General features: G+C 58.8%; 17 protein-coding genes. 4 read left to right on the top strand and 13 right to left on the bottom strand.

Annotation, left to right across the window (positions count from 1 at the left end; genetic code table 11):
• Position 1 precedes the first annotated feature (1 nt).
• Complete coding sequence (locus tag QUE75_RS05115; RefSeq protein WP_106693464.1) at positions 2-1006, bottom strand: AraC family transcriptional regulator; 1005 nt, start codon at positions 1004-1006, stop codon at positions 2-4.
• A 90-nt stretch (positions 1007-1096) separates the two neighbouring features.
• On the opposite strand from QUE75_RS05115, the gene QUE75_RS05110 reads away from it, so the two are divergent.
• The 3 genes from QUE75_RS05110 to QUE75_RS05100 are packed head-to-tail and all read left to right on the top strand — an operon-like array spanning position 1097 to position 5557.
• On the top strand, positions 1097-2710 hold the full coding sequence (locus QUE75_RS05110; RefSeq protein ID WP_286254112.1) for an FAD-binding dehydrogenase: 1614 nt from the start codon (positions 1097-1099) through the stop codon (positions 2708-2710).
• Positions 2711-2714: 4 nt separating this feature from the next.
• Positions 2715-3902 (top strand): L-lactate dehydrogenase, encoded by a 1188-nt coding sequence (locus tag QUE75_RS05105; RefSeq protein WP_286254111.1) that lies wholly within the window; start codon positions 2715-2717, stop codon positions 3900-3902.
• A complete protein-coding gene (locus tag QUE75_RS05100; RefSeq protein WP_286254108.1) occupies positions 3899-5557 on the top strand; it encodes an acetolactate synthase large subunit in 1659 nt (552 codons plus the stop codon). Before QUE75_RS05105 ends, QUE75_RS05100 begins: the two co-directional genes overlap by 4 nt.
• Positions 5558-5632: 75 nt before the next feature.
• On the opposite strand, the gene QUE75_RS05095 is transcribed toward QUE75_RS05100, so the two are convergent.
• The 11 genes from QUE75_RS05095 to QUE75_RS05045 all read right to left on the bottom strand — a co-directional run bounded on the left by QUE75_RS05095 (position 5633) and on the right by QUE75_RS05045 (position 18860).
• A complete protein-coding gene (locus QUE75_RS05095) occupies positions 5633-7327 on the bottom strand; it encodes a methyl-accepting chemotaxis protein (RefSeq protein ID WP_286254106.1) in 1695 nt (564 codons plus the stop codon).
• A gap of 147 nt (positions 7328-7474) precedes the next feature.
• Positions 7475-8827 carry a sigma-54-dependent transcriptional regulator gene (locus QUE75_RS05090; protein ID WP_286254104.1) on the bottom strand — a complete coding sequence of 451 codons (1353 nt, stop codon included), beginning with the start codon at positions 8825-8827 and terminating at the stop codon, positions 7475-7477.
• Positions 8824-10638, bottom strand: coding sequence for a sensor histidine kinase (locus QUE75_RS05085; protein ID WP_286254102.1), 1815 nt, complete (start codon positions 10636-10638; stop codon positions 8824-8826). The genes QUE75_RS05090 and QUE75_RS05085 overlap by 4 nt, the downstream gene beginning before the upstream one ends.
• Positions 10639-10745: 107 nt before the next feature.
• The gene (locus QUE75_RS05080) at positions 10746-12941 is read right to left on the bottom strand and encodes a TRAP transporter permease (RefSeq protein WP_286254100.1); all 2196 of its coding nucleotides are present in this window, start codon (positions 12939-12941) and stop codon (positions 10746-10748) included.
• A gap of 84 nt (positions 12942-13025) precedes the next feature.
• On the bottom strand, positions 13026-14003 hold the full coding sequence (locus QUE75_RS05075) for a TAXI family TRAP transporter solute-binding subunit (RefSeq protein WP_106693452.1): 978 nt from the start codon (positions 14001-14003) through the stop codon (positions 13026-13028).
• Positions 14004-14243: 240 nt separating this feature from the next.
• Entirely contained in the window at positions 14244-14669 is a 426-nt protein-coding gene (locus QUE75_RS05070) for a secondary thiamine-phosphate synthase enzyme YjbQ (RefSeq protein ID WP_286254097.1), read from the bottom strand.
• Positions 14670-14683: 14 nt separating this feature from the next.
• Positions 14684-15751, bottom strand: a complete 1068-nt coding sequence (locus QUE75_RS05065; RefSeq protein ID WP_106693451.1) for a succinylglutamate desuccinylase/aspartoacylase family protein — start codon at positions 15749-15751, stop codon at positions 14684-14686.
• 6 nt (positions 15752-15757) lie between these two features.
• Positions 15758-16663: a 30S ribosomal protein S6--L-glutamate ligase gene (rimK, locus tag QUE75_RS05060; RefSeq protein WP_058091875.1), complete on the bottom strand. Its 906-nt coding sequence runs from the start codon at positions 16661-16663 to the stop codon at positions 15758-15760.
• A gap of 2 nt (positions 16664-16665) precedes the next feature.
• Complete coding sequence (locus QUE75_RS05055; protein WP_138437800.1) at positions 16666-17157, bottom strand: ATP-dependent zinc protease family protein; 492 nt, start codon at positions 17155-17157, stop codon at positions 16666-16668.
• A complete protein-coding gene (locus QUE75_RS05050) occupies positions 17138-18025 on the bottom strand; it encodes a mechanosensitive ion channel family protein (protein ID WP_286254089.1) in 888 nt (295 codons plus the stop codon). The genes QUE75_RS05055 and QUE75_RS05050 overlap by 20 nt, the downstream gene beginning before the upstream one ends.
• Positions 18026-18047: 22 nt before the next feature.
• On the bottom strand, positions 18048-18860 hold the full coding sequence (locus QUE75_RS05045) for a hypothetical protein (protein WP_106693447.1): 813 nt from the start codon (positions 18858-18860) through the stop codon (positions 18048-18050).
• Between the two features lie 139 nt (positions 18861-18999).
• Between QUE75_RS05045 and phrB the strand changes: the two genes are divergently transcribed.
• Positions 19000-20391: a deoxyribodipyrimidine photo-lyase gene (gene phrB, locus QUE75_RS05040; protein ID WP_286254085.1), complete on the top strand. Its 1392-nt coding sequence runs from the start codon at positions 19000-19002 to the stop codon at positions 20389-20391.
• A gap of 143 nt (positions 20392-20534) precedes the next feature.
• Here phrB and QUE75_RS05035 read toward each other — a convergent pair whose 3' ends face one another.
• Positions 20535-21281, bottom strand: a complete 747-nt coding sequence (locus QUE75_RS05035; RefSeq protein ID WP_286254083.1) for a HesA/MoeB/ThiF family protein — start codon at positions 21279-21281, stop codon at positions 20535-20537.
• Positions 21282-21288: the final 7 nt, after the last annotated feature.

Genomic DNA, 21288 nt, shown 5'->3' with positions numbered 1-21288 from the left:
ACTAAGGTAGCTCCCGGCGCCAGCGCGCCGGGGGCATTCCGGTCCAACGGTGAAAGGCCCGGTAGAACGTGCTCGGCTCGGCGAAGCCGAGGGATAGTGCAATATCCGCCAGGGACTGGCGGGATTCTCGCACGGCCGCCAGGGCAAGTTCCTGGCGCACCTCATCCAGCAAGCTGTTAAACGTGTAACCCTGAGTCTCCAGCCTGCGCGCCAGCGTCCGCTCACTGATACCCAGCGCTCCCGCTGCCTCTGCCCGACGGGGTAACGTGGGTCCGACACGGGCCACCAGCCATTGCCGCAGATCCTCTGCCGACACTGCGCCCTTTTCCAAAGCCGCCAATCGCCCGGCATTGTATTGCTCGTGTACCTGAGCCAGGGCCGGGTCTGCCTGTGGCAGGGGCTTGTCCAGCACCTCATGACTCACCAGCAGCCCGCTGAATGCCTGCTCAAAATCCACCGGGCAGCCAAACACCTCCCGATAACCGCGAACCGGCCCCAGCCGGGCCTGGCTGAACTGCACCCGCACCGGCCGCACCGCCGATCCCGCTATCCAGTCTGTCAGGCTGACCACCGCCGACAATACGGCCTCAATCTGGTGGGGACTGAACGCCAGCCGGCCCTGCCTTGGATGGTAGACAATCCAGGTACCCCGGCTACCGGGCAACATCTGGAAGCGCCCACCGTCGGAGATAAGACGCTGATACTTCTGCACCAGGGTAATGGCTTCACGCAGCGTCGCCGCACTCTGCATGGCGAAACTGACAGCATCAATGCTGGCCGGGCGCACGCCCGTGCCCACTTTCAGGCCAAAGCCTGGATCGTGGGTACAGCGTTCGGCGGCGTGCCAGAGCCGGGTAATGAAATCGATGGGCCAGCGCTCCCAGGCCAGTGCCTGTGCTGGCAAGCCTGCAGTTTCGAGCAACACGGTGTCGCCAACCCCCAGACGGCGGGCGGCATCGATCACGGTGTTGACCCACCCCATGGAAACGGTGGCTTCTAAAGTCAATTATTCTGGCCTCTGAAGTCAATTCAGATCCGATCATAGCGTTATATGGTCTGTAACAACAAAACCAAAAACACATTTTGGACATGCACCATGGCAAAACCTGATTGCTCAGACATCCTGATTGCCGGCGGCGGCCTGGCGGGCATGGTTACCGCCCTCGAAGCCCTGCGGGCGGGCAAGACTGTTACCATCGTTGACCGGGACACCCCCGAACGCTTTGGCGGCCTCGCGTTGTGGGCCTTTGGCGGCATGGCGCTGATCGACACCCCGCTACAGCGGCGTATGGGAATTGCCGACTCCCCGGAACTGGCCCTTCAGGACTGGCTGCGCTTTGGTGAACTGGACCCCAATGATGAATGGCCCATGCAGTGGGCCCGCTACTACGTTGAACATTCCCGCTCCGAGGTGCACGACTGGCTCGCCAACGAGGGCATTAAATTCATGCCGGCGGTGAACTGGGTAGAACGTGGCCGGTTTGGCGATGGCAATAGTGTGCCCCGCTACCACGTCACCTGGGGCACCTCCCGGGAATTGGTGCGCTGCATGGTTAACGCCCTGCATGAGGAAAATGCCAGCGGCCGCCTCACCATTCATCACCGCCACCGGATCACCGGGCTGGACCATCAGGCGGGCGAGGTCTGTGGCGCCATTGCCATCAACGAAGAAACCGGCGAAGAGGTCCTGTTTGAGGCCGCCAATGTGGTGCTGGCCATGGGCGGCATCAACGGCAGCCACGCCGAATGCCGGGCCAACTGGCCCAAACATCGCCCGCAACCTGCCACCATGCTTAACGGTGCCCACCCGTTTGCCGATGGCAAACTGCATCACTGGGCCAAAGATCACCTGGGCGCGCGCATCACTCACGCCGGCGAAATGTGGAACTATGCAGCGGGCTTCCCCCACCCCTATCCGCATTTCCCGGGCCACGGCCTGTCTACCATTCCATGTAAATCCGCACTCTGGCTGAACCACCGGGGCGAGCGCATCGGGCCGGAGCCCCTGGTGACCGGCTTCGATACCCACTGGCTTTGCCAGCGCGTGGCCGAACAGGAAAAACCCTGGACCTGGCACCTGCTGAACCGGCGTATCGCCCTGAAAGAATTTGCCATCTCCGGTGCCGAACACAACGCCCGCATCCGGGACAAGCAATTCCCCCTGTTCCTGAAAGAACTGCTGCTGGGCAACAAACCACTGGTGAATCAGATGCAGAACGAAAGCCGGCACTTCCTGGTGGATGACACCCTGGAAGGGCTGGGGAAGAAAATGAACGCCCTGACCTGCTCTCTGGACATTGACGCTGCCACTCTGAAAGCCACCGCCGATGCCTTCGATGCCAATTTCAGCAAAGGCAGCCAGCTGAACAACGACCCGCAAATCCGCATGATACGCCACGCCCGCCAATGGGGCCCGGACCGGCTGCGCACCTGCAAACCGGCACCACTGCAGAAGCCTGGGGCCGGCCCCTTCATCGCCATTCACATGCAACTGACCACCCGCAAGAGCCTGGGCGGCCTGCGCACCGATCTGCAAAGCCGGGTGCTGGATGCCGGCGGCCAGCCCGTCCGAGGCCTTTACTGCGTGGGCGAAGCGGCCGGTTTTGGTGGTGGAGGCAGCAACGGCAAGCGATCACTGGAAGGCACCTTCCTGCCCGGTTGCATTCTGACTGCCCGGGCGGCCGCCCGTTCCATCACCCACGGAGGCTGACACCATGCCCTTGAGTTATCCGGCCACTGCCGCCGACTACCAGATCCTCGCCCGCCGTAAACTGCCCCGTTTCCTCGCAGACTATCTGGACGGCGGTGCCACCGAAGAGCAAACCCTGCGGGCCAATGTCAGCGGCTGGCAAGAGATCGCCCTACGCCAGCGTGTTCTGATTGATGTCGACAACGTAGACACCCGCGCCCAGCTGGCCGGCCAATCCTGCAGCATGCCAGTTGCCCTGGCGCCCCTGGGGCTGGCCGGCATGATGGCTCAGCGCGGCGAAGCCCAGGCGGTAAAAGCCGCCAATGCCGCCGACGTGCCGTTCACCCTCTCTACCGTTGGCATCTGCCCACTGGAAGAAGTGAAAGCCGCCGCCAGTGCACCCTTCTGGTTCCAGTTGTACATGATTCGTGACCGGGAGTACGTAGACACCCTGCTGAAAAAAGCCTGGAATGCCGGCTGCCAGACCCTGATTTTCACCATCGACCTGCCCCTGCCCGGCCCCAGACACCGGGACACCCGCAACGGTCTGGACAGCAGCGGTGCCCGTTCCGTCGCCCTCAAGGCACAGCAACTGCTGTCGCGGCCGGGATGGCTTTGGCAAGTGGCCATAAAAGGCAAACCGCTGACCTTCGGCAACCTCAGCGACGCGGTGCCCGAGGCCAGCAATCTGGATTCCTTCAAACAGTGGGTGGATACCCAGTTCGACGCCTCCGTTACCTGGCAGGCCATCGAATGGCTGCGGGAACGCTGGCCCGGCAAGCTGATCCTCAAAGGCATCCTGGAGGTGGACGATGCCAAGGCAGCCGTCAACGTAGGTGCCGATGGCATCGTGGTCTCCAACCACGGCGGTCGCCAGCTCGACGGTGTAGCCGCCACCGCCAGCAAACTCCCTGATATTGTTGCCGCCGTTGGTAAAGACACCGAGATCCTGGTGGATGGCGGCATCCGCAACGGCGTGGACGTTTTCCGCGCCCTCGCCCTGGGGGCCAACGGCGTGATGGTTGGCCGGCCCTGGGCCTGGGCCCTGGCGGCGGAAGGCCAGGCCGGATTAACCCGACTCCTGAACACCTGGCAGCAGGAACTGAAACTGGCCATGACCCTGACCGGCGTCACCCGAATTGCCGACATCAGCGCGGCCCACCTGGACCTGCCAAACACACACACATTGACCCAAGCTGGAGAACAACAATGACTAACGGCGCTCAGGCACTCATGAAAACCCTGGTGGATTCGGGTATTGAAGTCTGCTTTACCAACCCCGGCACCAGCGAAATGCATTTTGTCGCCGCTCTGGACAGCGAACCCAAAATGCGAGCGGTACTGGCACTGTTTGAAGGCGTGGCCACCGGTGCCGCCGACGGCTACGCCCGGATGGCCGACAAACCCGCCGCCACCCTGCTGCACCTGGGCTGCGGCCTGGGCAATGGCCTGGCCAACCTGCACAACGCCCGCAAAGGCAAGGTGCCAGTGGTCAACATTGTTGGCGACCATGCCACCTACCATGTGAAATACGACGCCCAGTTGCAGTCTGACATCGAAACCGTGGCCCGCAACATCTCCCCCAATTTTGTGCGCACGTCACAAAGTACAGAAGCCCTTTGCCAGGACGCCGCCGAAGCCATTACTGCGGCCCGGGGTTTGCCGGGCCAGGTCGCCACGCTGATTCTGCCGGCAGACGTGTCCTGGGGCGAAGGCGGCAAACCTTGTGCCGCACCCACTCAACCGCAAGCGCCTGCCGCTGAAGATAACGCTGTTAAGGCGGCCGCCGAGGCCATTGGCAGCGGCAAGAAAACCGCTCTGCTGCTGGGTGGCCGAGCGCTGCGTGAGCCCGCCCTGCTGGAAGCAGCCCGCATTGCCGCCCACAAGGGTGTCACCCTGTTTGCTGAAACCTTCCCGACCCGTATCGAACGGGGCGCCGGCCTGCCGCCGGTGGAGCGGATTGCCTACCTGGCAGAACTCGCTACCCTGCAGCTTTCCGAGTTCGACCATCTGATTCTGGTGGATGCCAAGGCGCCGGTATCCTTCTTCGCCTACCCAGGCAAACAGAGTTACCTGGTGCCCGACAACTGCACCGCGCACACCCTGAGCACTCCGGAACAGGATGCCACCGCCAGCCTCAAGAAGCTGGCCGATACCCTGGGTGCCAGCAGCGCCCAACCAAAGCTGCAGGCGCCTGGACGCCCCGGCCTGCCCAAAGGCAAACTCACCGCCGAAAAAGTTTGCCGGGCGGTGGGCGAACTGATGCCCGAGAACAGCATCATTGTGGACGAATCCATCACCTCCGGCCTGATGCTCAATGCCATGACCGCCGGCTCGCCAAGGCACGACATGATCACGCTGACAGGTGGCGCCATCGGACAAGGCATGCCGAACGCGGTCGGTGCGGCCATCGCCTGCCCCGACCGCCATGTTTACGCGCTGATCGGTGACGGCACCGCCATGTACACCAACCAGGCCCTGTGGACCATGGCCCGGGAAAACCTGAACGTGACCACCATTATCTTCAACAACGCCTCCTACTCCATCCTGAACGTGGAGCTGGAACGGGTTGGCGCAGAAGAAGCCGGGGCCAAGGCAAAGTCTCAACTCGACATCAGTGGCCCGGTGACCAACTACGCGCTGCTGGCCCAGAGCATGGGCGTTCACGGCACCCGGGTGACCACCGCCGAAGAACTGATCAAAGCCATGGAATACGCCAAACACAACCCCGGCCCGCACCTGATCGAAGCGGTAGTGCCGGAATCCCTGAATGGCGTGAAAAGAAAGGTTCTGCCCTGGCTGCTGAAATCGCTGCCGAGCCTGCCAAGACCTCTGACCAAGGCGCTTAAGAAAAAGATTGCGCCCTGAGGGGCTAGATGAAAGGGCGCAGCCACCGAGAATGGCTGCGCCCGGCTAAAACCTCACGCAATACCCTGATCTGTACTACACCCGGTAGCGGCTGACCTCGGCCGTCAATTCACCCGCCAACGATTTCAGGCGCTGGGTGGCATCCCCCGCCCGGCGAGTCCCCTGGGCCGTTTGCTCGGAGATCGCCACGATCTCATGAACATTCTGGTTGATGGTTTCCGACACACTGGTCTGCTCTTCCGCAGCACTGGCGATCTGGGTATTCATATCGGTGATGGTGTTCACTGCCTGAGAGATACGCTGCAGGGCTTCGTTCACCTGCCGGGTCTCCTCAACGGTAGCTTCACTGCGATCACTGATGGCCGCAATCAGCTTCACCGCCTCCTGTGCACCTCGCTGGAGTTGCTCGATGGTTTTCTGGATTTCCTGGGTGCTTTGCTGCGTGCGGCTGGCCAAGGTGCGCACTTCGTCAGCCACCACGGCAAAGCCACGTCCTGCTTCGCCGGCCCGGGCGGCCTCAATGGCGGCGTTAAGCGCCAGCAGGTTGGTCTGGTCAGCAATCTCACGGATCACCTCCAGCACACTGTCAATCTGCCGGGAATCCGAACCCAGCTTTTCAATCACCTGCACACCTTCTTCGACTTGTTGTGACAACCCACCGATCACCTCGATCGCCTGGTGCACCAGCCCCTGCGCGTCTGTCACCTGCACCATGGCATGTCCGGCGGAATCCGAGGCTTCACTGGCGTTACTGGCTACCTCCTGGGCAGCTGCGGTCATTTCATTCATGGCCGTGGCCACCTGATCGCTCTCAGACTTCTGCCGGTCTACGCCCTGCTCGGCCTCCACCATCACGTCGTTAAGTTCTTCGGTGGCGCCGTTAAGTGTCTCAGACGATTGCCGCACCTGCTTTACCAGGCCGTGCACCTGATCGGCAAAACTGTTGAACGCTGTCGCCAACTGACTCAGCTCATCTTTTCCACTCACCTCCAGGCGCCGGGTCAGGTCACCGTCGCCACTGGCAATACCGGTCATGGCACCGACAGCGGATTTGAGCGGTCGTATAATACCGCGCACCACAATCAGGGCCAGGAATACGATGATGGCGAGCGCCACAAGTGAGGTAGTCACAGAGCCGATTATGGCCGCTGCCAGCGATTCGCCAACCCGCCCTTCCATGCTGGCCACCTGGCTCTCAAGACCATCAATCCAGAAACCGGTACCGATCATAATCCCCCATTCCGGCAGCATCTCTGCGTATCCCAGTTTGGGAGCCACCGCTCCGGTATCCGGGTGTTGCCAACCATAAGGAACATAGCCTCCGCCCCGCTGGGCAACACGCACCAGCTCACGAATCAGGTAGGTACCGTTAGGGTCCTGAAACCCCCATAGATTCCGGCCTTCCAATGACGCATTGACGCCATGCATCACGTTCACACCGTTGGTGTTATACGCGAACAGGTAGCCCTCGCTGCCGGAGTCATCGAAACGCAGCTGCCGCAGAATATCCCAGGCTTGTCGCTGAACCTCGGGATCATTTGCCGAGCCGGGTTGTTCATAGAGATGCTTTATGGAGGTCTTTGCTAACTCGAGATAGTTCCTGAGTTCCTGGCGTTTGCTGGCCTCCATGTCTTCCGAGAAGCTGGCAACTGCTTGCTCACCGATCGAGCGGGCCTGATTCAGGTTATAGGTGGTCAGCAGTGCGGTCAGAACTATAACCGGCACCAGTGCCAGCAACAGCACCCGCACCTGGATGGTGAGGTTATTCATGAGATATGTCTTCCGTAGTTAGGATGGCTGTGGGAGAGGTCCACTGAAAAAGATTAGCAATCCTACAGAGAAACACACGACAGATTTATTGAGGAAACCTCGTAGTTTGTAAAACAGGCGCAACCGAAGCGTTATCTTTTGTAACCGTCAATCCTTGAACTCCGCCTTGTCCAAACCATGCTTCTTCATCTTGTCATAAAGCGTTTTCCGGGCAATACCGAGTTGGACCATGGTGTCCTTGATACTGCCATGGCAGGCGTTAAGGGCACTGACAATGGCAGAGCGTTCGAAGCTATCCATCATCTCCGACAATGTCTGCCGGCCAGCAATGCTGGGCCCGCTCGCGGAATCGCCTTCTTCCAGTGCCGCCGGGCCAAGCAGTACGTAACGTTCCGCCAGGTTTCGCAGTTCACGAACGTTTCCGGGCCAGGAATGCTCCATTAGCCGGGCGGCTTGTCGGGCCTCCAGGGGCACGCTTTCGCGGTCATAACGGGCGGCGGCGATCAACGCAAAATGGTGGAACAGCTTGGGGATGTCTTCCTTGCGTTCCCGCAACGCAGGAATATCCACTTTAACCACGTTCAGGCGGTAATAAAGATCTGAGCGGAAATCGCCTTTGTCACTGAGTTCTTTCAGGTCGGCCTTGGTGGCAGCAATAATCCTAATATCCACGTCCACAACCTGATTACTGCCCAGGCGCTCAACCCGCTGTTCCTCCAGCACCCGCAACAGCTTTACCTGCAAGGGCATCGGCATGCTTTCAAGTTCATCCAGGAACAATGTTCCCCGATGAGCATGTTCAATTTTACCGATGCGGCGTTTGTCAGCCCCGGTAAAGGCCCCCGCCTCGTGACCAAAGAGTTCGCTTTCGATGAGATGCTCTGGCACAGCACCGCAGTTGATCGCCACGAAGTTATGACCGCTGCGAGGACTGTTTTCGTGAATGTAGCGTGCCAGGGCATCTTTACCCGAACCCGTCTCACCATGCAGCAGGACGTTTGCCGAGATATCCAGCACCGGGTCTATGGTGGCCATCACCCGCTGCATGGCGGGCGAATCGCCCAGTATCCTGGGGCCCGGCCGGGCCAGGTGTCGCAACTGGGCTTTGAGTCGACGGTTTTCCAGCGCAAGATGGCGTTTTTCCAGAGCATGTCGCAGCAGCTCAATTAACTCCTCGTGGTCGAAGGGCTTCTCAATAAAGTCGTAAGCCCCTCGCTGCATCGCCGATACAGCCGTACTGATATCACCTTGACCGGTCAGCAGGATCACCGGAATATCCTCGTCCGTGGCCCGGACACGCTCCAACAGCTCCAAACCATCCATGCCGGGCATGTTGTAATCACACAGGACAATACCTTCAAAGCTGGGATGGATCTGTTTCAGGGCTGAAGCACCATCGGCGAAACAGACCACCGGGATATCTTCCAGCGCCAGGGTCTGCTCCATCAGCGGCCGGATATCCGGGTCGTCATCCACGAAAAGGACGGAAGCTGTTGTCATTCGTCTGCCCTACGCTGTTTCAGTTTCAGTACAAATTCAGCACCGGGGCCATCGTCACGGTTAAGGCCAATAAGACTTCCCCCAAGCGCCTCGACAATCTGGCGCGAGATAGACAACCCCAATCCCAGGCCCTGCTTGACCGAGCGGGTAGTAAAGAAAGGCTCGAACACTTGTTCTGTGTTGCCGGGAAGGCCGTGACCGTTGTCGCGTACCCGGCAATGCCAGTATTCACCATCGTCTACAATCTTAATATCGATCCACGGCTGGTCTCTATCTTCCAGTGCCTGGACTGCGTTCGCAATCAGGTTAACCATCACCTGCTCAATGCGGATGAGGTCACCATGACACATCACAGGATATTCGGGCCGGCACCAGTGTATTTCGATGCCGGAACTGCTGTGCTGGGCACGAATGATCTTAAGAGCACCATCGACAGCCAACCGCAGATCAACCACCGATGGCGGTCCCTCAGACTTACGGGCAAAAACCTTGAATTGCCGGATCAACTCCGCCATTTTGTCGCACAGGGAGACAATTTCCCCAAGGTTGGCATCAACCATATCGGTTGAGCCCCTCTTAAGGAACATCCGGCTGTTGCGAGCGTATCCCTGGATGGCCGTCAGTGGTTGATTGATTTCATGGTTCAGTCCGGCAGACATCTGCCCAAGTACCGCCAGTTTTGCCGCCTGAATCAGCTCGTGTTGGGTTTCGCGCAACTCCGTCTGGGCTCTCTCCCGTTCCTGGATTTCACCCAGGAGTTGATCGTTGGAGCGCTTCAGGTCGGCTGTTCGCTGGGCAACCCGACGCTCAAGCTGCTCTCCCCGCAAGGCCAGTTCCCGCTCACGCCGATATCGCTCTCTCAGGTACAGCCAGGTAAGGAAGCCCGCGAGGAACAGTGCCAGTCCGCCGGCCAGGAACCCGGCCCGGGCCCAGAGTACGGGCCGGGTTGCGGTCAGTACCATCAGGCTCCAGTCCAGCCGCGGTAAGTCGGCCTGCACCGCCAGGTAGTTTTCAGCCTTTCCACTCTCACCCAACCGGACACGCAACGAATGCTCCGCCAGCCCCCAGGGCTGTCCGATGACCGAAAAATCGATTGGCGGCAATGCTCGCTCGGGGTAACGCTGATGGACCCTGTCAGCTCTTTCGCCATCGTTCACGGTGCCGAAGTCCCTGTAAAGCCACTGGCTGCGGCTGGACAGAAAACTGATGCCATCCCCATCCAGCACGACCATCTCGGCCTGCTGAGGTGACTCTGGGCGATGCCACTGTGATTCCAGTTCATGTACCAGAACCTTGATGGCCACAACGCCCAACATGTTACCCCTCTGATCACGCACGGAATGGGTAAAGTAGAGGCCACGCTCGAGGGACCGGGAGCCCAGGGCAAAATAAGCGACGGCTTGCCCGGTTCGTACCGCTTCTGAAAAATAGGGCCTGAAGGCGTAATTGTTGCCGACGAAGGTGTCCGGCTGGCCAAAATTGTTGGCTGCAATGGTCAAACCGGACAGGTCCATCAGATAGATGTCGGAACCTCCAACAATGGTTGCCATCCGCTGCATTTGTTCATTCGCCCTGAGCACCGTAATCGAATCATCTGGTTGCTTAAGCGCATCCGCCAGCAGAGGGTGCTCAGCAATCAATGCCGGAACCGGAAGGTACCGGTTCAGCTCATTGGCCACCAGTTGCCGGTATCGAAAGGCCTCCTGCAAGGCCTCACTCTCCAGTTGCCGGTAGCCATACCAGCCACCGAGCATCCACGAAGAAAGCAGAGTGATAACCAGAAGGGCAACGACGCTGAACCGCTGGGGCATGAGACTTTGTTCCGAGAAGCTTAGAGGGGCTCAGGTCAAGCCTAGCGCCCCCGGTCTGGCAGGACAACCCGCTTTGCAGCAGGCTGCCCGGCCAGGCACGGGCCAGGTCAGGCGGCGGCCAGAGCCGGTGCCACTCTGCGCTGGATAAAGATCGCCAGGAGTGCCAGCCCGATACCCGCGAGATCAGTCCATAAACCGCCCTCGATGGTGAGCAAGGCCGCAACCACCAGCAAAATCCGCACCGGAACCGGCGCTGTGGAGCGGGCGAACCAGCCCAGCACACCTGCCGACAACAGATACACGCCAAAGGTTGCCGTCATTAACGCTCGAGCAATCTCGAACCAGCCGCCGTCCATCAACAAGGCACTGTTGTAGAAGAACATAAACGGCACAATAAACGCGGCAATCCCGATACGGAAGGAGGCTACGGAAGTAGACATAGCATTGGCGCCGGAGATACCCGCTGCCGCATAGGATGCCAGGGCCACCGGCGGTGTAATCGCCGAGACAACGGCAAAGTAGAACACAAAGAAGTGTGCCGTGAGCGGTTCAATGCCCAACTGCACCAACCCGGGCGCGACAACCGAAGCAGCAACCGCGTAAGCCGCGGTGGTTGGCATGCCCATGCCCAGCAGGATGGAAATGAACATGGCAAACACAAGCGCCAGCAGGTTGCTGTGTGCCGCCACATCCAGAAGTAACACCGAGAAACGGGCGCCAACACCGGTCAGTGAGATCACTCCCACAATCACACCGGCCGCTGCACAGACCACAATGATCTGGATCGACATGTAGGCCGCTATCTCGAACGCGTGCAGAATCTGGCGCAACCCCATCTTGTTGGGCGAAATCCAGCTCACCACCGCCGCCGAAATAGTGGCCAGTGTGCCGGCACGAATCACCGAGTAGCCCTGAAACAGCGCCACGATAAGGATGATGATGGGTACAAACAGATAGACCTGGCGCAGCATCAGCCGAAGGTCCGGCAGTTCGTCCGCACGCATACCCCGCATCCCCAGTTTCTTGGCCTCGAAATCAACCATGAAGTACACCGAGGCGAAATAGAGAATCGCGGGAATCACCGCGGCAATGGCAATCTCCGTATAGGGGATGCCAGTGATCTCGGCCATGATGAACGCGCCGGCGCCCATAATCGGTGGCATGATCTGCCCGCCCGTGGATGCCGCCGCCTCGACTGCGCCAGCCGATTTTTTGCTGTAGCCAACTCGCTTCATTAACGGGATGGTCAGGGAACCGGTAGACACCACGTTGCCGGCACTGGTGCCGTTGATCATACCCATCAGACCGGAAGCGAAGATGGACACCTTGGCAGGGCCACCCCGGGAACGGCCGGCCGCCGCGAACGCGAAATTGACGAAATAGTCACCCACTTTCGAAGCCTGCAGAAACGCGGCGAAGATGATGAACAGAATGATGTAGGTTGAGGACACCGCCGTGGTGGGCCCCAGAATACCTGCATCGGTGTATACCTGGCTGAAGAACCGTTGAACCGAAAGGCCCGGATAGCCAAGGAATCCCGGCAGGTACGGGCCCGCAAACACATAAGCCAGAAACACCAGGGCAATGACCACCAGGGCCATGCCGGCTACCCGGCGGGTAAGTTCCATAATCAGCGCTGTGCCTGCCACTGCCGCAAAGGAAATTCCCACGGGGGCGAAGGCCGTGCCGGTGGTCATACGCATGGACGTGTTGAAAACCACCAACAGATACGCTGCAACGGCCACCGAGCAGATGATCAAGACCAAGTCTGGCACACTGAACCGAGCACGATCACGTTGATGGAACCAGCTCATCACAATGCCCACGCCAGAGGCAGCCAGCAGAGGCCAACCAAAGTGCCAGGTTTCCAGCTCGGCGGGAATCCGCATGGCGCCGTCCAGAATCATCTGATGGAATACATAGATCTGATACAACGCGTAGATAGCGGGAATCAGGGCAACAGCCGCAAACCAGGTGGTCCAGCGATGCCGAACACCGCCTTCATCACCGGACGCGAACCGCGCACCGGCAAACAGGACAAAGCCCAGTACCAGTGCTCCGGCCACGTGCACAATTCGGAACGACCAGGTTTCCATGGGCGCCACGTTCAGTATGTAGAGGTGAAAAGCAGAATAGGCAATGGCCAGCATCACCACGAACTTCATCAAAACACCGGTGAACAGTCGGCGGTTGGCCTCTACGGGTTCGTCATCCACATTGTGGGCCAGGATGTGGTCGTCATTGACCGTCAGGTTTTCTGCAAGCGGTGTTTCGCCACCACTCTGGAATGGTTTTTTGTTCATGATAAGTCCTGCCTGTCCGGGAGGCGGTAAATCGGTAACGAGCGGTTGCCAGTGAGCTGCAAAGTGGCCCACCGGCAACAACCATCAGTGTTTGATAGCCGCGTCGTCGATGGGGTAGCCGTTCTCGTTAAACCAGCGGGCCGCACCCGGGTGCCATGGCAGCGCCTGGTTCTGGGTATAGTTTTCGGGGACAGAATGAAGGGCAGCCCGATGGATTGACACCATCTCGGCATTGTTTTCCATGGTCAGTTTGGTGACTTCGTATACGAAACTTTCAGGCATATCGCAGTTCACCATGGCGAAGTTCCACATCGACACGACACGGGAAGGCTCGTCCAGTGACTGATAGGTGCTGGCCGGAATAATGAATTCCGACACCGGAAAACTGTCTGTGATCGTTTTTGCTTCGTCATCATTCATGCCAATGACGTTCACATCAGTCTGCACCTCTAACTGACTGACCGCCGGAATGGGAATACCTGCGGCGAAAGCCACCACATCAATCAACCCGTCCTGAAGCTGCCCCCCAAGATCGGACCAACTTCCATTGCGACGTTTAAAATCAACACCCAGGGCTTCCATCATGCGTGGAAAATAGGTATCCGAAGTGGAGCCAGCGGGACCAAACCCGATCGTTGCACCAGGTGGAATATCCGAGATCGAAGCAATACCGGAACTGGATAACGCGGCAATAGAAAAAGGAGTCTCGTACATCGGGAACATGGCGCAGACATTATCCATCTTCATTCCCGGAGCCAGGGGGCTTTGGCCATCAACCGCTTCCCGGGCGGGGCCCATGGTGGTTAAGCCAAGCTTTAGATCACCCGTATGGACCAGCGCCATGTTCTGAACCGGGCCACCGGTGATTTCAGCCCCACCAGAAACCCCCAGATTCTTCGCCACAAAGTTTGCCCAGCCAGATCCGTAAGCGAAGTAAGTTCCGCCCTGGCTCGCCGTACCGACGGTAAAACTGGCCGGCCAGCCGGAACGATCCTGAGCCAGAACAGGGGTTGCAAAAACAGCGTAGGCGAGCGCAGTCGCCGCAATGGATTGGAATCTCATAATGAGTGCTCCCGATTGGTCTTGTTGGTTGGGTGCTGATGAGGCCAGAGAAGAGCCCCGCTGGGGGAAGCAATCAGCAAGCACCAGGCCAGATCGGGAAAACGGCCGAAGAACAGAAGGTTAAGTCTGAGTTGCTGTTATCGGACGGTGATAATGGGCGGGTCCCCACCCATCAATGGAATGAGTTTGGGTAGGCTCCCACCCATCCGGGCCCGGTAATATCCGTGACGTTAATGTGGCTTACCAACGCCCCTGCAACGTCGCCACAATCTTCCGGCTACCGGCGTTATCCCGGTGTTCACACACATAGATACCCTGCCAGGTACCCAGGGCCAGATGGCCGTGACTGATGGGCAGCGTCAGTGACGGGCCGATCATCACACTCTTGATGTGGGCCGGCATGTCGTCCGGGCCTTCCATGGTGTGTTCATAATGCGGAGCATTCTGGGGCACCATAACGTTGAAATGGCGCTCCAGGTCGCCCCGCACATCGGGACCGGCATTCTCGTTGACCGCCAGAGAGGCGGAAGTATGCTGGATAAACAGGTGCAGTAGCCCCACTTCGCAGTTGGTCAGTTCCGGCGCCTGGGCCAGAATTTCATTGGTGACCAGGTGAAAGCCCCGTGGTAGCGGGGCCAGTTCGATGGTGTTCTGATGCCAGATCATGATTCCGCCTCCGGTTACTTTTGCAGTTCGTCCCAGGGGTGTACGGGCACTACCGCGTCTTCCGACACTTCGCTCTCGAAGGAGCTGCGGAAGTAGTCCATGGCTTTTTCAGCTTCGCCCAGCTCGTCGAAGCGGGCGATGTGATAGATGGCCTCGCCTTCGTTCACCAGTGGCAGGTTGTTCACACAGATCACGATGCCGGAACAGGGGGACGTGATCGCCACCTCCGATTCACCAAAGGGGTCCGCCACCATGGCCAGTTTCTGGCCTTTACGCACCTTCTGTCCGAGACTGGCCACCGGGCGCATGATGCCGTCCATATCCGCCCGCACCCACTGTGAATTAGCCGCTGTTTCAGAGCGCTTTCTGGGCGCCCTCGGGCCTTTCTTGGCAGGCACCATTTCCAGTTCCCGCATCACCCGGATAATTCCCTTCACACCACTGGCAATCACCACATCATCAAAGCGCAGGGCTTCACCCCCCTCAAAGGTGATAACCGGAATATCCAGGGAATCGGCGTAGGCCCGCAGGCTGCCTTCCCGCAATCCGGCATTGATGATGATGGGCGCACCAAAGGCATCCGCCATGCGGGAGGTTTCCGGGTTCTTTAGTTCCGCGCGAATCTGCGGCAGGTTGAAGCGGTGAATGGCGCCGGTGTGCAGGTCAATAATGTGGGTGACCTTTTCCATAATCTGGGTGCGCAACAGGTAAGCAATGCGGCCGCCCAGGGAACCGGTTTCCGAGCCCGGGAAGCAACGATTCAGATCCCGGCGGTCCGGCAGGTAACGGGTGCGCTGCACAAATCCGAAGATATTGACAATGGGCACTGCCACCAGGGTACCGCGCAGATACCGCAGGGCCGAGTTTTTCAGCACCCGGCGGATGATTTCCACACCGTTGATTTCATCGCCATGAATCGCGCCACATACCATCAGTACCGGGCCGTCACGGCGGCCGTGCACCACCTCGACGGGAATGTGCAGCGGTGTGTGGGTGTAGAGTTTGGCCACCGGGACTTCCACAGTCTCCCGGGTACCGGCTTTTACCTGTACGCCAGCGATTTCAAACGGTGCTCTTGCCATGCGCGCTTATCCCCTGCCCCGGGTTTTGGTTTTCCAGGGTTTGTAGTTCTTTTCAGTCCAGTTGATGATCATGCCTGCCACGTTCTTGCCGGTGGCATTCTCGATGCCTTCCAGGCCCGGCGAGGAGTTTACTTCCATCACCAGCGGGCCACGGCTGGAGCGCAACAAGTCCACACCCGCCACGTTCAGGCCCATGGCCTTGGCGGCGGTAATGGCGGTGCGGCGCTCTTCCGGAGTAATCCGCACCAGCGAGGCCGTGCCACCCCGGTGCAGGTTGGAGCGGAACTCACCCTCGGCGCCCTGGCGTTTCATGGCGGCAATCACCTTGTCACCGATCACAAAACAGCGAATGTCAGCGCCGCCGGCTTCCTTGATGAACTCCTGCACCAGGATGTCTGCCTTCAGGCCCATAAAGGCCTCAATCACACTCTCTGCCGCCTTGCGGGTTTCCGCCAGTACCACGCCGATGCCCTGAGTGCCTTGTAGCAGCTTGATCACCACCGGCGCGCCGCCCACCATCTTCAGCAGCTCCGGCACGTTGTCCGGTTTGTTGGCGAAACCGGTGACCGGCATGCCCACGCCCTTTCGGGCCAGCAGTTGCAGGGAACGCAATTTATCCCGGGAACGGGTAATGGCCACGGATTCGTTCAGCGGAAACACCCCCATCATCTCGAACTGGCGCAGCACGGCTGTGCCGTAGAAGGTGACCGAGGCACCAATCCGGGGAATCACCACGTCGAAGTCTTCCAGCACCTCTTCGTGATAATGGATCAACGGGTTCGCAGAGGTGATGTTCATGGAGCAATGCAGGGCATCGATCACCTTCACTTCGTGGCCACGGTTAATGCCTTCCTCCACCAGACGCCGGGTTGAGTACAGGTGACGGTTTCGCGACAGTACCGCAATTTTCATATTCAGGTCCTTAATGCCGGTTTGCCGGCCAGGTAGGAAGCTTCAGGGTAAACGAGGGAGCGGCCCGCCATGGCGGTACGGCCCAGCAACATCCGGAACCGCATGGAATCCCGGTTTGTCAGTGTCATTTCAATCGGCCAGCTCTGATCACCCACCACCAGGGTGGTCTCAATCACCAGCCGCATTTCTTTGTGGCCACCGGAATCCGACACCGTTCGCTCATCCAGCACTTTGGCATCGCATTCCACCACGTGGTGCAGATCGTTCTGAACGGGATGAACCCAGAACTTCACTCTGCGCTCTCCGTTCTCCGTGTAGGGTTCGGTGCGAAAGGTGTGCAGGCACGATGTGCGCGCACCGGTATCCACTTTCGCCTTGATGCGGCCAATATCCAGATCCGGCAGGGCCACCCATTCCCGCCATCCCAGAGCGATCTTGTTATCCGCCTGGATTGGTTGAGTGGTCTTGATTGCTTCAGTTGTCTCGCGCGACATCCGGGGAGTCCTTATCTTTCTGTTGTTCCGGGCCCATCAGTTGCACACGGAAGGGCGCGGAATGGCTACCGGCATAAATGCTGGTATGGGGGAACGGAATCTCGATACCCTGCTGGTCCAGTGTTTTCTTGATGGCCACCATCATGCCACCACGGCCCTCGAAGAACTTGTCTTTGGGTACCCAGAAAGAAAACTGCAGATCCACGGAGGACGCGCCAAAGCCAGTGACCAGAACAAAAGGCTTGGGTTCTTCAAGGCATACCGCATTTTTCTCCGCCAGCTCCAGCAACAAATCACTGACACGCTCCACATCTTCCGCGTAGGCAATACCCACAGTCAGATCAATCCGGCGAATGGGAAAGCGGGAGCGGTTTACCAATCGGGTCTTGATCAGTGTCTCATTGGGGATTCGCACATACAGGTTGTCCGGCGTGCGCAGTTTCACACTCAGCAGGTCAATAGAAACGATTTCCCCGATAGTGGCATCCACCTCGATAAAGTCACCAATCTCGAAGGGTTTCTCCATGACCAGGAACAACCCGCTGATGATGTTGGAGGCTGAGGTTTGCGAGGCAAAACCAATGGCGACGGTCAGGATACCGGCGGCACCCAGTACAACCTCGAGAGAAAAACCAGCCTCGCGCAGCGCTGCCATGGCGAACAACATGAAGATTGCATAGAAGAACAACCGGCGAATCATCACCATGTGATGGCGAGACACCCGGCTCTCAACCATGCGGCCAACACTGCGGGCCACCAGTGAACCCAGAACGATACCCAGAGCCAGCAAGAATCCGGCGGACAACCACTGCCCCCAGGCAATCCCATTGATCACCTGTGTTATGGTTGCCTGAATTGCTTCCAACACGTAACTGCTCCTGTAGCGGCTGTTAGCCAAACATATGGTCGAAGGCGCGAACCAGCCTTCGGCCCCGGGCAAGCTTTTCCCGGGCCGGGGCGATGGCTTCGCAAGGGCCAGCCTCAGCAACCACAGACGACGCTATCTGCAGGCTGGCAGAACTCATGTCCGTTTCGCATTCTACAGTGATACCGGGTGTCCACAGCTGCCCTTTCTCGTTGCGATACAGAGACAGCAATGGCGTAGGCATACTGAAACGCTCCAGCAGGAGCGGCTTCTCCCGACTGTTGATGATGGTGACTGGGGTAACCGCCCGCCAGGGCCTTTTGGGTACCGCTTCCAGCGCTAATCGCCCATATGTCGACGAGGCGTAACACAACTCACCCTCACGGGTATTCCGGCCAAGCCAGGTCAGGGAAGGTGGCGCCAGCGGGATTTCCGCCAATTCCAGCCGCTCTTCACCCACGCAGACTTTCATCCAGAGTGCGGTTCCCACGTAGAGAACGCAACGGGCGCCAGGCGGAATTGTCAGGGGCTGAAAAGGACGAATCACCGTTGGCAGGCTGGCCATGGCCGGATAAAAACTCACCACGCCGTTGTCGCTGGAGCGAACGAAACGCTGAGCAGCAATCTCGGCCGAAGGCAGAGTGTAGCCGGTGGTTTCCAGCCAGTGCTGGGGATCAGACTCGACGTCAATTTTCTCTTCCCGAATCTGCCACTCCAGATCCAACAAGGTCACCCATAATCGTTTATGGCCAAGCTGGTGCTGCTGTGTCTGGCCCGAAGCCAGTTGGTATGGGTGTGCCCAGACACCGTCGCGCTGGCTTTCGGTAGCTTCAATCATGCCGAGAAAAAGGCTCCTGTTTCGTATACGGCTAGTCTGCTTAACTATAATCCAATCCGGTAGTTGCAGCGAATATACAAGCCAATGATTTATCGCCTGTAATTTCACCTATGCTTCACATTCAGGGGTACGCTTCCCAATGACAGAACTGGTCTGGTTCCGCAACGACCTCCGCCTGGCCGACAACGCCGCCCTGACTGCCGCCTGCGCCCGCAGCAAACCCGTGAAGGCCTGTTTCCTGGTGACGCCGGGGCAATGGCAGGAGCACGACTGGTCCGCCGCGCGGGTGCAGTTCGTGCTTGAGCACGCCAATGTTCTGGCCCGCCAGCTGGCCAAGCTGGGCATTACCCTGTCATTTCTTTACGCGGACACCTTTGCTGAAAGCCTCGACAAGCTGGAGGCATTCTGCAAACAACACCAGATTGCAGGCCTGCACTTCAATGAAGAGTACGGCGTCAACGAGCGCCGCCGAGACAAACAGGCCCACGACCGGCTGACGAACCTGGGTATTCGGGTTGCCAAGTACCGGGACCAGACCGTGGCCCCGGTGGGCCAGATTCTGACCCAGCAGAACGAACCCTATTCCGTGTTCACTCCCTTCTCCCGCCGCTGGCGCAGCTGGATAGAGGAAACCCAGCCCACCCTGTACCCGGCGCCGTCGTCCATGGGGCCAGAGGTAGAAGCCGAGCAAACCGACACCCTGCCCGCACCGTTCAAAGATGCACCGAAACCCTTGGTGGCCAACGGCGAAGACGCCGCCCATCAGCAACTGGATAATTTCCTGGAAGAACGGGCAAAAGGCTACAAAGACAACCGGGATTTCCCGGCGGTGGACGGCACCAGCCAACTCTCGCCTTATCTGGCCAATGGCGTATTATCCGGCCGCCAGTGCCTGATTGCCGCACGGCAGTCCGGCATCTCCGGCGACGGCATCGAGACGTGGATCAATGAAATCGCCTGGCGCGATTTTTACGTTCACATTCTTTACCACTATCCGCGCATCAGCATGCATCGTGCATTCAAACCGGAAACAGAAGCGCTGGTATGGAACGAGCCGGGCGAACATTTTGAGGCATGGAAGGAAGGCCAAACAGGTATCCCGATTGTGGACGCGGCTATGCGTCAGCTAAAGACAACCGGCTGGATGCATAACCGCCTGAGAATGATCACCGCCATGTTCCTGACCAAGAACCTGTTTATCGACTGGCGGCTGGGCGAAGCCTGGTTCATGCAGAATCTGGTGGATGGTTTTCTGGCGTCCAATAATGGCGGCTGGCAGTGGAGTGCCTCAACCGGTACCGATGCAGCACCTTATTTCCGGGTGTTTAATCCGGTAACTCAGAGTGAGCGGTTTGACCCGAAGGGGGAGTTTATTCGGCAGTGGGTGCCTGAACTGGCCAAACTGGATAACAAACGGATTCACGATCCATCCAAGGGAGGCGTTATCCCGAAAGGCTACCCCAGACCTATTGTCGATCTGAAAGAGAGCCGGAAAGAGGCCATTGCGAGATTTCAGGCTTTGAAGGATTGAGACTTTGGAGTCTTGCTGCCGGTCAGGGTTGGGGACGGCCTTTCCAAAACACGCCGTGAATACGTCCCTGTAGGCTCCGCTCCGCCATCCATGGCTCCGCAGGGTTTTGGAAAGGCCGTCCCCAACCCTGACCTACTCTTGAGCTAGCCGGCACAAACCGGGCAATCGAGGTCCTTCGCCAGCTTCATTTCCCGCCATTCCATCTGCCAGGCATCAAGGATTAGCAAACGACCTACCAATGGTTTGCCCACTTCCGAGATAACCTTTATTGCTTCCATGGCCTGAGCTGAACCGATCATGCCTACCAACGGGGCAATAACACCGGCTTCGGAACAAGTCAGGTCTTCATTGCCTTGCTCAGGATACAGACAATGGTAACAAGGACTATCCGCCTGCCGCGGATCGTAAACAGACAACTGCCCTTCACCACGGATGGCAGCACCGGATACCAGCGGGACCTTGTTGGCGACCGAAGCCCGATTCAGGGCAAAGCGGGTATTGAAGTTGTCGGTGCAATCGAGGACCAGAGTGGATTCGGCAACCAGCTGTTTGAGGTCGTCGCCATCCACCCGCCGATTCACCGCATTAACGGTGATCTCCGGGTTAATCGCCCTTACCCGCTCCGCCAGGCGCTCCGCTTTTGAATCGCCAAGCCAGCTCTGCTCAAACGCAATCTGCCGTTGCAGGTTAGCCAGTTCGATCTGGTCGTCGTCTACCAGGGTCAGATGGCCAACGCCGGCTGAGCCCAGATACAACGCAACCGGGCACCCCAAACCACCGGCGCCGATGACCAGCACATGGGCGGCCTTGAGTTTTTCCTGGCCGGCGATGTCGAACCGGGGCATCAGGATCTGGCGGCTGTATCGGAGCAGTTCTTCGTCGCTGAGCATGAGAGAT

This window comes from Marinobacter shengliensis (assembly GCF_030297115.1).
Classification (GTDB): Bacteria; Pseudomonadota; Gammaproteobacteria; order Pseudomonadales; family Oleiphilaceae; genus Marinobacter; species Marinobacter shengliensis.
The sequence above is the reverse complement of the archived record's forward strand: the minus strand, read 5'-3'. Positions and strand labels throughout refer to the sequence as shown.